Raw genomic sequence first — 13,726 nt, 5'->3', positions numbered from 1 at the left:
ACATTGGCTATTACTTACAGAAATAGCGCACATAAATAGTTAATTAGATTTTCCTGCAAGCTTTATTCCATTTGCAAACTATAAACCAGTTACATTGTAATTTCTATTACAAGACTTTGATACTAAATAGCTTAAACTTTTTACGCTGACAGAAGTTTTTATTATTGTAGTTAAGTTTATACGCTTTTAGCCATGATGCGGCAATTATTTGGCAGTAAAAAGTTAAAAGCGGCAAAGATGCCGCTTAAAATAACGATTATAGGTAATTAGCAATTAGCTCTTCAGCTATTTGTACACTGTTTGTGGCAGCACCTTTACGAGTATTGTCGCTAACAACCCACATATTTAATCCATGTGGGTGTGAAATATCTTGGCGCAAACGACCAACATAAACAGTATCGTTACCACTTGCATCAGACACAGGTGTTGGGTAATCCCCCGCATCTTCAATAAGCTCAAGTCCTGGAGCATCATTTAATAACTGTTTGATGTGCTCAAAATCATAAGGCATGCGTGTTTCTATATTAATAGCTTCTGAGTGTCCAAAAAATACAGGCACTCTCACACAGGTCGGGTTTACCGCAATCGTAGTATCACCCAAAATTTTGTGTGTTTCATTGACCATTTTCATTTCTTCGCGGGTGTAGCCGTTTTCTTCGAAAGTGTCTATTTGTGGGATTACATTAAATGCAATCTGCTTAGAAAATACAGCGTTCTCCATCGGGCGCGCATTCATCAAGTTTGCCGTTTGCTTAGCTAACTCATCAACCGCTTCTTTACCCGCACCTGAAACAGCTTGATAGGTAGATACATTGATTCGGTCAATGCCATAAGCATCATAAATAGGCTTTAGTGCCACCATCATTTGGATTGTTGAACAATTAGGGTTTGCGATAATATTACGGTTTCTAAAGTCAGCCAAGCTTGCTGCGTTCACCTCAGGCACGATTAGTGGGACTTCAAAGTCATTTCGAAAATGCGATGTGTTATCAATAACCACACAGCCTGCATCCGCTGCAATTGGCGCATACTTTTCAGACACACTGCCACCCGCCGAGAATAACCCTATGTGTGCTTGGCTAAAATCAAACCCTGCGACATCTTGTACTTCAATATTTTCACCGCGGAACTTAATGTCTTCGCCAGCGCTGCGACTGCTGGCCAATAAAAATAACTGATCAACAGGGAATTTACGATCTTCAAGTGTTTCAATTATCTGACGGCCCACAAGGCCAGTAGCGCCTAATATGGCAACATTGTATTTTTGTGACATGTTTGTTCCTCTAATAACAGTCGCCGTCATGGCCACTGTTTAAACTATTAAATCCAAGTGCTGACAGCATTGACACATTTGTGCCTGCCGCATTGATAGAGATAGTGCTAAATTCGCGTCTAACTGGATAGTTCTTTCTTAAACTATCAAAACCTTGCTCAGCTAAATGACCACGCAAAATACCATCGTCACGACGCACGTCATAAACTAGATGAATTAACTGGCCTAAATCGCTGTAATTGAACGTATCTCGTAGGGTGACCTCAGAAAAGCTTGGCTGAGGTAAAAAGTCAGCTAACGATTTATCGGCCTCTAGTCCCTCTAATTGGCACAAAGCTTGATAAAGCATTTGTGTTCCACGCGCTTTACCTTCAAGTGTATGGCCTGCTATGTGAACACTCGCAAAACGCACGTAATCTAGTAACTCTGTCAAAATAGAGGGCTCGTTTTCCCATACATCGAGTACCAAATCTAGGTTTGCACCATTTTGCATAACCTCAAGCAAAGCGTGATTGTCAATAACATCACCTCGGCTGGCATTAATCAAAATAGCGCCACTTTTTAGTTCCTTCAAACGCGCTTCATTCATTAAGTGCAGCGTACTGTAAATTCCTTCTTTTACTAATGGTACATGAAATGTCACGATATCTGATTGTGCAAGCAGCCTATCCAAATCACAATGTTCGTCTAATAACCCTGCGTCATGTTTAGGTGGGTCGCACAGTAATACGGTGACATTTAATGCAGACAGCTTTTTACGTAAACAACTACCAATACTTCCTACCCCAACAATACCAATCGTTTTGCCTTCAAGTGTGCATGCATTTTCTTGCATCAAAGCGAACAAGCTGCTCAATACATATTCAGCTACGGCCACCGCATTACAACCAGGGGCACTGGTAAATGTTATGTCTCGTTGATTAAGTAAATCGGTATCAATATGATCAACACCTATTGTAGCCGTGCCAACAAACTTTAGTTTATTCGCTTTCTCTAATAGCAGTTCATTAACTTGCGTGACAGAGCGCGTTAAGAGCACATCAACATCAATTAATTGCTCACTCTTTAAAGAACGGCCATCAAAACGTTCTACACTTCCTAGCTCAGCGAAGTATTGTTCAACTAAAGGCATATTTTGATCAGCAAGTATTTTCATTAATGAGCTCGATTATCAATAAGAAGAAACATTGTAACGAACAACGGCCTTGTTGCACAAACGAAAAAGCCGAGCAATTTGCTCGGCTTCAAAATAGGTAGGGCTTAAATTAACCTTTGTATTTACTCATTACAAGTGTGGCATTCGTTCCGCCAAAGCCGAAGCTATTAGACATAACCGTGTTTAACTCAACGTCTTTACGCTCAGTCACAATGTTAAGGCCTTCAGCTTTTTCATCTAACTCATCAATGTTAATTGAAGGGGCTACAAAACCGTGTTCAAGCATTAGCAGTGAGAAAATAGCTTCATGAACACCAGCTGCACCCAGTGCATGACCTGTCATCGCCTTAGTTGCGCTGATCATTGGTGAATTGCCGCCAAATACTTCTTGAATAGCGCCTAACTCTTTAACATCTCCAACCGGAGTAGATGTGCCATGCGTATTTAAGTAATCAATGCCGCCTTCCAGATCTTGCATTGCTTGACGCATACAACGTACCGCGCCTTCACCTGATGGAGCAACCATGTCAAAACCGTCAGACGTTGCACCGTAACCTGTAATTTCGGCATAAATATGTGCACCACGTGCTAGTGCATGCTCTAGCTCTTCAACGACTACAATACCGCCACCACCTGAGATGACAAAACCATCTCGGTTTGCATCATACGTACGTGATGCTTTTTCTGGTGTTTCATTGTATTTAGTAGACAACGCGCCCATTGCATCAAATTCCATTGCAAGCGTCCAGTGTAGTTCTTCACCGCCACCAGCAAAAATAACATCTTGCTTACCAAGTTGGATTTGTTCAACAGCATGGCCAATACAATGTGCTGATGTAGCACACGCAGAACTAATTGAATAGTTAACACCTTTAATTTTGAAAGGCGTTGCTAGGCATGCTGAAGTCGTACTCGCCATTGTACGCGGTACCATATATGGGCCAACACGTTTCACGCCTTTTTCACGTAAAATGTCAGCCGCTTCTACTTGCCATTTTGATGAACCACCACCTGAACCCACTAAAAGACCTGTGCGCTCATTTGAAACCTGCTCTTCATTGAGACCAGCATCTTCGATTGCTTGTGCCATTGAGATATATGAATAAGCAGCTGCATCGCCCATAAAGCGCATAGCTTTACGATCAACAAACTCTTTGACGTCAATATCAATTTTACCAGATACGTTACTGCGTAACTTGTAATCTGCAAACTCTTGGTTAAAAGCAATACCGCTTTTACCAGTTTTTAACGATTCTAATACTTCTTCTTTGTTGTTGCCGATGCTTGATACAACACCGATGCCCGTAATAACGGCTCTTCTCATGGGTAATTACCTTAGCTTGATACTAAATTGTGATCTATTTTACGCTGAATTTTATAACTAAGTGGTCAGCTTTCTAGCGTACACATGTACTCTGAATGCATAGCTTATAAATAACGCCAGACTATTTCAAAGAAAACACGTAAAATAATGAAAAAAAGTACACATTAATTAATTGCAGGCCATGATAAAACACGCTGATATACACTTTAATAGCCAAGGCACTCCTGTTGCGGATAACTTCGACGACGTCTATTTTTCTAACGACAATGGATTAGCTGAATCCGATTACGTGTTTTACCAGCAAAATGATATCCCAGCCCGATTACAAAATCATGACCAGCCGCATTTTGTTATTGCTGAAACAGGTTTTGGCACAGGGCTAAACTTTCTCAATACGTGGCTGCAATTTAACGCTCATTTGGCTAATAGGCAACCTGAGCAAAATAAAGTTCCCACAAAACAAGGTAAAACGGTAAAACGCTTACATTTCATCTCGTTTGAAAAATACCCTTTAAAACGCGCAGACCTTGCCCAAGCACTGCAAGCATGGCCTGACTTAGCCCATTATAGTAACCAGTTACTTACGCACTACCCTATTAATTTAGCCGGGTGCCACCGCCTAGAGTTTGATAGTGGCCGCATAATTCTTGATTTATACTTTGGTGATGTACAAGACTCTATAAATAACATGAGTTATTCACATTCAGGAGTCGTAGATGCATGGTATCTAGATGGTTTTGCACCGAGTAAAAACCCTGATATGTGGCAACAACAACTATTTGAATTAATGGTTGATATTTCACGCTCAAACGCCACTTTGGCAACGTTTACAGCCGCAGGCTTTGTCCGAAGGGGATTAGCTGAGGCAGGCTTTGAAATGAAAAAAGCCAGAGGCTTTGGCCGAAAACGAGAAATGCTGATAGGCACACTACCACAGTCAAACAAAGCGCATTCCGCTCCCCCCTACTATGCAAACGATGCCAGTGCGTTGACCAATGTTGCCATCATCGGCGGCGGTATTGCTAGCAGCGCTGTAATGTATAGCTTAGCTAAACGAGGTATAAACAGTCAGCTATTTTGTCAGGATGAACAATTGGCAATGGGCGCATCCCATAATGTACAAGGTGCCGTTTATCCACATTTACAAGCAAAAAACTCACCTCACAGCGAGTTTTTTGCGCACAGTTTTTTATATGCAAAGCGTTTGTATCAACAATTAACTAATAATGGCTTTAGTTACGACCATCAATGGTGCGGTGTGTTGCAACATGCCGTAAAACAACCATTAGCTGAGCGTCAACAAAATATTGAAACGAAACAGCTGTGGCCAAAGGAGTTAATGCATACTGTGACGGCCGAACAAGCAGATGACATCGCGGGAATTAAAGCCGGGTATGCTGGTGTGTATTTCCCTTTAGCTGGTTGGGTTAATCCACCACAACTTGTAAAAGCACTTTTTAACCAAGCAACCTCACTAGCAAGCATTAACAGCCACTTTAACTGCGATATCGACACGCTTGAAAAAAACCCTAATGGGTGGTTACTAAAAAGTGGCGATAAACAATACGGTCCTTTTTCAGATGTGATTATCTGTGCGGGCGAACACAGCGATCGTTTTGCTCAAACAACCGCACTGCCAATTATTGGGGTACGCGGACAAGTATCGCATGTACAAGCGAGCCCTGCCTCTAATAAGCTTAAAACCGTTTTATGCCACAAAGGCTACTTTACTCCCGCCTACTTGGGCCATCATTGCATGGGCGCGACCTTTGAAAAAAACTCAAAAAGCCGAGCTGTTACCGAACAAGATAATAAAACGAACCGTGAGCAATTACTTCATTTTTATGGCAACAGCGAATTTGCAACAAGCCTAGGTGATATAAGCAATGCCAAAGCCGCTGTAAGATGCAGTTTTATTGATCACTTGCCTATGGCAGGTGAATGGACAGAGCAAGCCGACTACACGAAAGCATTTGCAAATTTACGCCAAGGCAAGCGATATCAATATCACCCCCTTGAAAAGTCACAACAAGGATTACATATATTAACGGGCTTTGGCGCCCGAGGTTTATGCAGCGCTCCCTTAGCCGCAGAACATTTAATTAGCCATTTAAATGGCGAACCTAGCCCTTTGAGCGAACGAGTCAGTCAAGCGATTCACCCTGGCCGATTTATTGTCCGTGATCTAATACGCAATAAAATCTAATAGCATATAGCCTTAAGGAAATGGCTATCCAATTTATAAGGAATAACTGTGAGTAAAGTAATACCCTTTCTATTTACCGCTATGGCATGTGCGGTATGGCCAAGCGCAGCAAACTTCAGTTCAGTACCTGTTCCCTTGGACTATAAAGTAATAATGCACGTTGATAATAAATACCCACTGGTACAAACAGGCTACTCAGCACAAACTATGTCAGAGATTGTCACGTTTTATAACCAACAACTTGGCAAACCTGATTTAAATCGCCATAACACAAGCTATTCTACCTTGTATTATTCCATCAAAGATCAAACGGTTCGTATCAGCCTACTTGAGCGTGATTACAAAACACATATTGCCATAATGATCACTAAATAGCTTTATTCGACTCGTCTGAATATTGAATACGTATGCATAAAACAAACAGTTGAGCTGTGATTGAAACAACCGTAGTTTGTAATTAACACAATTATAACAACACGGTTTTTATGTATTATTTACTCTCAACTTTCTTGCTTTGCGTGAGTTTTTTAAGCTTTTCAGCGCCCATTAAATTACAAAGCTATTCTGGCGATACCTCTTTACCGCATAAATTACTCATAGAGGCTCTCCATAAAGCCAACCTAGATTACGTTCATCCATATGAAAGCGATAAAGACATATCAAACGCCCGCATTTTAAATGATGTTAAAAACGGTCAACTTGATGTCATGTGGAGCATGACATCGCAAGCTTTGGAAAAGGATTATCAAGCCATTTATATCCCTTTATTTCGAGGGCTTCTTGGTATGCGCTTAGCGATAGTTAAACAAAAAAATGTCGAGCTGTTTAAACATGTCGCTAACCTCTCTGATCTAAAAAAATTAACCGCAGGACAAGGAAAAACATGGCCTGACACAACCATTTTAAAAGAAAACGGCCTGAATGTAGTCACCACATTAAAATACCCAAACTTGTTTCCTATGCTGGAAGGTGATCGTTTCGATTATTTTCCTCGTGGTGTAAATGAACCCTGGGATGAAATTGCCCGTTATCAAGATCTAAATCTAACCGTAGATCCCTATGTACTATTAAAATACACCGCGCCATTGTATTTCTTTGTTGCCAAAGAAAACACGCAACTTGCACAAAAACTGACGCAATCGTTAAATAAGATGATCAACGATGGCAGCTTTAACAACATGTTTTTCAGCGACAGCCAAGTACAAATGGTTTTGAAAAAAGCCAGCTTAAAACAACGAATTATTATCCCGCTAAGCAACCCTAATTTAAGTTCAATAACTCCCCTGTCTCGTACAGAGCTTTGGTTCGATCCACTTAATGAGAGTACAACAACACAATGAAATCATTACAATACAAAATAACTTTCGCGCTGAGTATTTGTCTCGTTGTCATTTTTGGCTTTGTTGTGAGTGTTAACTATTACTTACTAAAAAATAGTGAAACAGCGCAATGGCAAGAAAACATCACCGCACTGGATCAACAACTAACTGTCATTTTGGCTGAGCCTGTTTTCTCATACGATAAGCCACTGATTGCGCAAATTATTAATGCTTTTGCTAAAAACCATAATATTCAACATATTGAAGTCGTGGATCATCGCAATAAACTTTTAGGCAACGTAGGTCAACTTGTTAGTGCAAAAAACGCGATCGTTCATCAGTTACCCCTGTCTGTTTCAGAACAAAAAATTGGCACTATAAATATAGAATACAGCCAAGACGAGCTCAATAAAGGCATTTTCAATGCAGTTCAAACCATGGTATTTACTTTAGCTATTTCATTTTTACTACTCGGTGTAACCATTATTTACGTGTGTCGCTTTATCATTATTAAACCGATTGTTGGTGTAAACCAATTAGTTGATGAGCTGGTGCGCGGTGGCGGCGACTTAACCCAACGTATTAACTATCAATCGAGTGATGAAATTGGTTACTTAGTAGCAGGGTTTAATCGCTTTATTAACGAAGTACAACAAATTATTGCCAGCCTTGGTATAACAGCCACTGAACTAGAGGTCATTGCAGGTTCCGTCAACGAAGCAACCGTGCGTTCAAAATGCGAAGCTGAGCAAGAATACGCACTCACCGATGCTGCTACATCATCGCTGAGTCAACTAAGTGAAGCCACCAAAGAAATTGCGTTTGGCGCGACACAAACGGCCGATCAAACCACAAAAGTACAGACCCTGTGCCAAGAGGGTCAGTTAAGTATGGGTAATAACAGCACTCTAATTCATGAGCTTGAAAATCAGTTAGACCATACATCGAGTGTGGTTGAGCAACTTGACAGCCGCAGCAGTGAAATAAGCCAGGTTCTTGATGTAATAAAAAGTATAGCCGAGCAAACCAATTTACTTGCCCTTAATGCCGCTATTGAGGCTGCAAGAGCTGGCGAGTCTGGCCGCGGCTTTGCTGTTGTTGCAGACGAAGTAAGGGCACTGGCGAGTAAAACGTACCATTCCACCTCTGAAATCGAGAACATCATTAGCGCATTGCAAACCAACGCCAGTGAATGCGTGAAAGCATCACAAAAAAGTAAACGCCTTAGCAGCCAGGTCATCCAAGCCAATGAACAAAGCCAACATGTTTTCCGTAATATTGCAGAGCAAGTCGATGAAATAAACTTAATGAACGAGCGAATAGCCGCCAGCTCAGAGCAGCAAACATGCACCACTGAAGGTATTTTATCTACAATGGAAAAAATAAATCATGGGGCAAAATCATTGGCTCAAGAGGCTGAACAACTTGACGGCACAATAAAGCAGTTAAATGAGCTAGAAAAAGGTATCGTTGAAAAATTGGGTCTTTTTAAATACTAACGCCTTACCAAGACATAATAAGACGATATTAAACGTCGCCTTTTTATTTTATCAAATTGAACTCATTTAAATTTATCCTATAAAAAACCGCTATAAGGCGGTTTTTTATAGCTTTGTAATGGAGACACAAAGGTAAAATCGTTTGTTGTTTGCCCTTTAAAAATATACCGAATAACGAGTAAGTAAAAAGACTATGTGTTTTTTAAACCTTGAATGAATTTAAATGTATCTTCGGCTTTTATGTAAATGCCAACTTTCGCAAAGTTGGCTACAGTAATAACTAACAACTGATTCGTCACAAAATCATAATTTTATGCTCAGCATCTAACTATATTTAAAATAACTAATAGATAAACTGATCTGCTTAGATTGCTCCTGCAGTTCAGTAGATTCATCTAAGCCTCTTTTGGCCTCAAGAAGAAATAGCTCTGACACTTCGTTAATAGCATTTGTATTTTTCATTATTTCCTCAGTAACCGATGCTTGCTCTTCTGCTGCAGTAGCTATTTGCGTTGCCATATCCGATATATTTCTTATAGAGTCTTTTATATTTGCAAAACCCTGTGTCGCTTTTTCAGCATCAGACACACTCTTGTTAGCCAATGAATGACACTCGCTCATTGTTTTTACCGCTGACTCTGTGCTCGATTGTAATAGTGATATCATGGCTGTAATTTCTTGTGTGGAACTGTGGGTACGCTGCGATAAAACCCTCACTTCATCTGCAACGACGGCAAAACCTCTCCCCTGCTCGCCAGCTCGAGCCGCTTCTATCGCGGCATTCAATGCAAGCAGGTTCGTTTGTTCTGCAATACTACTAATGGTTTGTACAATACCACTAATTTGTTGACTGTTGCGCTCTAATTCAGAAATCACCTCAGATGCATTGGAGACTTCCTTTGCCAACTGCGTGATTGATTGCTGACAAACGTTCGCGACTTCTCCACCCTCTTCACTAATTTTAACGGTATCATTTGAGGCTGTGGCTGTTTGCTCTGCATTACTTGCAATTTCATGCGTTGCGGATGACATTTGCGTAACAGCTGTTGCAACTTGAACAACCTCTCCTTTTTGTTCGCCAGCTTGATTAGCAAGACTTTGAGCTGAGTTTATTGCGCCCGTTGACTGTGTGGATAAATGGGTAGATACGCTGTTTAATTGAGAAAACGTATCTCTTAACCGCATTAAAAAATGATTGTATTGATCAACCAATAATGAATCATTATTTGAGTTCTCAATTTCACAAGACAAATCTCCACCCGCGGCCTTTTTAACCGCACTAATAACTAAATTAGCCTCTACAAATTGTTTGTTTCCTTCATAAATATAATATGTAGAAATAATCAGGGCTAAAATAGCAAAAAACACATGGTAGATAAATGGGGTCATGATTCCCCATGCAGTTTGCTCCCCCCAAGAGAAAATGCTGATGGGTTGCCCAAACAATTCAACACCTATGCTCTGACAATAAGTAAACAGAATATGATGTAAAACAACAGTTAAAACAAAAATAAGTAAAGGAACAATATCCCTATAACGAATCAAAAGAGTAAAACCAACAAAAAATAGGAAATGCCCTTCGCCCAAGCCATTCGCTTGCTGCACTGTTATAGTGAGTAAACCTGCAAGTGAAGTGGCCATTATAACTCGACTTAGTAAAGTGCCTTTGATTGTTTTATAAGCAGTTAAACAAATAATAGAAACAACCGCGCCACCGATAATACCTAACGTAAAATAACCGTATTGAAAGGAGGTAATGAACGCAACACTGAAAGAGAACACAATCACGGAGAGCAAAAGTATTTTATCAGCCAATTTAAAATCAGATTCAAATGTTTGTTTTAAGTCGTCAGATATTTCGCTGTCATAGTAGGCAAATAATGTTTTAAACATGTTGTTTTCCTAATTAAAAACAATTTTACTAATAAATGAAATGCTGCGCTCATTAATCATATAATTCGCTTTGAAGTGCTGTTAATGAAAGGCTATCAGGATTATAAATTTTAACTAACCGCCATTCGCTCGCGTTTCGCCTTAACAAATACGTTCTACCAAAATGTGAAATCTGACTCCCTTCCTGCTTAATATTTAAGCCAAATTCAGTCGATATTGCTTTTAGTTCCTCTGCCGGAATATGCAGCCCAGTAAATGAGGTGTGGAACTGTTTAGCGAATCGTGATGCATCTTCTGAATTACTACTAACATCAATATCAACAAAAATAACGTGTGGCCACAGAGAGGTGTTTTCCTGCCGATTAAGTAACTGTTTAAGCGTTATCAAAGTCGTAGGGCAGACATCACCACACCCCTGAAACCCAAAAAAAATTAATGCATTGTCGCTACCGTGTTGACTTAAGAAAGGTGTATCCATTTTTTTATCTAAATTAAATGGAATGAAAGGGAAGCCAAATATAACAATAATTAACAGAAGCCATAAAACCAACCCGGATAATATTTTGTGTAAACTCATACAGCTGTTCATTTAAACTAAAAGCAGTGCTAACTACACTATCGACCTATTAACTAGATTTAACAAGTTTTGACAAAGGAATTACTATGGTTCGTTTAAAATTACCGAAATAAACTTGTTACTTGACTCAAATTTCAGCCATAAAAAAACCCACAAATTGATTACTCAATTTGTGGGTTTTTATGGTTTTTAAACTAACGAATTTAAAAACCGATATTGGTGGAGCTGGGGGAAGCCCAATCAACCAAATAACCCTATGTTATTAAAGAGATAACGATATTTTAAATTTCATCTTATGGTACTGGCTGTGGTACTACCAATTCGCTGTCGGAAAGGGATATGAACCGCCGTCTGAAGCCCTTTAAGTAAATGAAAAATAACAAATAATACTTTCAGCAGTTGTATATTATCGTGTATGTTTGAAGATTATAGATGCTGTTCCTATTCAAAGCAATATTTATGCTTTTTACAGCAATTTTAAGCCGTGTATTTTTTCATAATGAGGTGTTTTTATGGCAAGTGATCAACCAACTGCAAATGAAATTGAGAGTATTTATATTGATGGTCAACTCGTTCACCCTTTAGATATAGAAAATCCTGATGCCTTTTTTACAAATTTAGTGCGGGATGAACTTGAAAACTATTTAGTAGAGGAAATACAACAACTCGATAATTTAACAGCAGCAACAAACGTCTTTAATAAAATGGTTGATGAATTCATTAATTACGCTGTAACAACTTATCTTGGGCACGTAGAAACGGACTCTGTAGCTGTATTACAAGAAGAAAGCACCATACTACAAGTTATTGAAGAGTATCGTGAAGCTGACGCAAAGCTAGGTGCAAATGAACTTAACCATAATAATTTAGACATTTTTGATTATGCGGGTGATTTACTAAGAGGGCTGGGAATTCCAAACTTGGGATTAGCCATAAAAGCAAAACGAATTGAAATTATGATTCGCGAGCAAACACAAATTCAACTTGAAAAAATAGGTGGGCTAAAATATTTAAATGCCCAAGCTATTGAACGCGGCAGGCAAGGTGGTCAAAACAAAGCTCTTAAACAAAAAGAAGTTGTGTTTTTTGTTTTAAGGGAATACGAAAATAACTATATGAATTCAAAGCATAGCCAAGCCCGTGCTGCAAAAATGATAAAAGATAAAACCAATGAGCACATCCAAAACACACCAGAACTAAGGGCACAACTCCAGCCGTTTAGCGAAACCTCTGAAGCCGTTTTGAAATGGATCTCTAACTTCAATAGCTACATGACAAACCAAGTTTGGCCGCCAAAAACTTCATCTGCGGTAAAAGTGTATTATGCAAATAGGTAAATTACATCGTCTAAACTATAATCAATTTAAATTACAGTTTCTAATAATAGGAATATAAAGAGGCAAAATAATGGAAGAAAATATCAATTATGAGTTCGTTGAGCTCAATTGGAAAAAATACCCAATTCCAGCTTTAGCAAGCAAGTTTAATTTAAGCCCTATTAAATTTATGCAGTTAATTCGTAAAAGAGGGATATGTAAAGATATACAACCTTTTGAACTCGAATATATAAATGAAAAAATTAATACGGTCCCGTTATCTGAAATAAGGCAACAGCTTGGAGTAACAAAAACGCAGCTAGAACAGCTAATCAGATGTAAGCTATCTAATAAAAGCTCAAATTCATCAATAATAACTTTAGACGACGTTATTTCTAAAACCAAGTGGCTGATAGAAGATAAATTAAAATTGACTCTAGATGACTTTTTACCTAGGTCTATAACAAGTAAGGAATTTTTTGAAGCGGATCTTTATCATTGCATTAAATTTGCTACAGTTCTGAAAGCAAAAGACAGCTATTATAAATCTTTTTCAGCTATCGCATTTCTTGTATGCGAAGCCTACCCTTCTTTATATAAACCTTTCCAATTTAGGCATTCGAAAACTAATGACTATTTCAAAGGGAAAACAGGCAGAAAGAATCTAATTAATGCTGCTATTTGGGTAATTGAAGATAAAATGCATCTATCACCAGAGAGTCTAAAAGCCATATCTAATAGTAGATATTTCCTAAGATCTAGAGATTTAGCATTTTATGGTATCAGCAGCCATTGGTTCAGAATGCATTTTGACTCACACGATGAATTCATAAATTCAATTTTAAGTAATTTTGAAATTACTAAACACACAAACATAACAACGAAACAGCTCAGAGAAATACTATTAGAAAGTGGCAGAAATATCGACAAATGCGAACTAAAATCTTGTCCATTAAAATGCGAAGCACCTGAAATTCATCATATAATTCCTAGGTCAATTCGAACAATTAAGCCAGAAAAGCTTCATGCTCCTGACAATTTACTCGTACTTTGTTCAAAGCATCATACTCAAGCACATCAATTTGATTGGCAAAAGTATAGTTTTGAGGGAGCTAATTTAAGAGATGAATTAATGCTATTCTTAGAAAGTAGTATTAACTAGA

General features: G+C 38.9%; 11 protein-coding genes. 6 read left to right on the top strand and 5 right to left on the bottom strand.

What is annotated here, in order from left to right:
* Positions 1 to 256 precede the first annotated feature (256 nt).
* From ATS75_RS15040 to fabB, 3 genes are all read right to left on the bottom strand, one after another.
* Complete coding sequence (locus ATS75_RS15040) at positions 257 to 1,273, bottom strand: aspartate-semialdehyde dehydrogenase (RefSeq protein ID WP_058561247.1); 1,017 nt, start codon at positions 1,271 to 1,273, stop codon at positions 257 to 259.
* Positions 1,274 to 1,283: 10 nt separating this feature from the next.
* Positions 1,284 to 2,429, bottom strand: a complete 1,146-nt coding sequence (locus tag ATS75_RS15035; RefSeq protein ID WP_058561246.1) for a 4-phosphoerythronate dehydrogenase — start codon at positions 2,427 to 2,429, stop codon at positions 1,284 to 1,286.
* Between the two features lie 109 nt (positions 2,430 to 2,538).
* On the bottom strand, positions 2,539 to 3,753 hold the full coding sequence (gene fabB / locus ATS75_RS15030) for a beta-ketoacyl-ACP synthase I (protein ID WP_058561245.1): 1,215 nt from the start codon (positions 3,751 to 3,753) through the stop codon (positions 2,539 to 2,541).
* Between the two features lie 181 nt (positions 3,754 to 3,934).
* On the opposite strand from fabB, the gene mnmC reads away from it, so the two are divergent.
* The 4 genes from mnmC (at position 3,935) to ATS75_RS15010 (ending at position 8,777) form a co-directional block, all read left to right on the top strand.
* Positions 3,935 to 5,959 carry a bifunctional tRNA (5-methylaminomethyl-2-thiouridine)(34)-methyltransferase MnmD/FAD-dependent 5-carboxymethylaminomethyl-2-thiouridine(34) oxidoreductase MnmC gene (gene mnmC / locus ATS75_RS15025; RefSeq protein WP_058561244.1) on the top strand — a complete coding sequence of 675 codons (2,025 nt, stop codon included), beginning with the start codon at positions 3,935 to 3,937 and terminating at the stop codon, positions 5,957 to 5,959.
* A 48-nt stretch (positions 5,960 to 6,007) separates the two neighbouring features.
* Complete coding sequence (locus tag ATS75_RS15020) at positions 6,008 to 6,334, top strand: hypothetical protein (protein ID WP_058561243.1); 327 nt, start codon at positions 6,008 to 6,010, stop codon at positions 6,332 to 6,334.
* Positions 6,335 to 6,477: 143 nt separating this feature from the next.
* Positions 6,478 to 7,299, top strand: coding sequence for a substrate-binding periplasmic protein (locus ATS75_RS15015; RefSeq protein WP_235591194.1), 822 nt, complete (start codon positions 6,478 to 6,480; stop codon positions 7,297 to 7,299).
* Complete coding sequence (locus ATS75_RS15010; protein ID WP_058561241.1) at positions 7,296 to 8,777, top strand: methyl-accepting chemotaxis protein; 1,482 nt, start codon at positions 7,296 to 7,298, stop codon at positions 8,775 to 8,777. Before ATS75_RS15015 ends, ATS75_RS15010 begins: the two co-directional genes overlap by 4 nt.
* Before the next feature lie 324 nt (positions 8,778 to 9,101).
* On the opposite strand, the gene ATS75_RS15005 is transcribed toward ATS75_RS15010, so the two are convergent.
* Complete coding sequence (locus ATS75_RS15005; RefSeq protein ID WP_058561240.1) at positions 9,102 to 10,670, bottom strand: methyl-accepting chemotaxis protein; 1,569 nt, start codon at positions 10,668 to 10,670, stop codon at positions 9,102 to 9,104.
* Positions 10,671 to 10,722: 52 nt separating this feature from the next.
* Complete coding sequence (locus ATS75_RS15000) at positions 10,723 to 11,247, bottom strand: SCO family protein (protein ID WP_058561239.1); 525 nt, start codon at positions 11,245 to 11,247, stop codon at positions 10,723 to 10,725.
* Between the two features lie 512 nt (positions 11,248 to 11,759).
* Here ATS75_RS15000 and ATS75_RS14995 point away from each other — a divergent pair.
* Both ATS75_RS14995 and ATS75_RS14990 read left to right on the top strand, forming a co-directional pair.
* Positions 11,760 to 12,584, top strand: coding sequence for a hypothetical protein (locus ATS75_RS14995; protein WP_058561238.1), 825 nt, complete (start codon positions 11,760 to 11,762; stop codon positions 12,582 to 12,584).
* Positions 12,585 to 12,654: 70 nt separating this feature from the next.
* Positions 12,655 to 13,725 (top strand): HNH endonuclease signature motif containing protein, encoded by a 1,071-nt coding sequence (locus tag ATS75_RS14990; protein WP_058561237.1) that lies wholly within the window; start codon positions 12,655 to 12,657, stop codon positions 13,723 to 13,725.
* Position 13,726 lies beyond the last annotated feature (1 nt).

It is taken from the genome of Pseudoalteromonas sp. H105 (genome assembly GCF_001469215.1).
Classification (GTDB): Bacteria; Pseudomonadota; Gammaproteobacteria; order Enterobacterales; family Alteromonadaceae; genus Pseudoalteromonas.
Note: the sequence above shows the minus strand (reverse complement) of the source record. Positions and strands in the feature narration are given on the sequence as shown.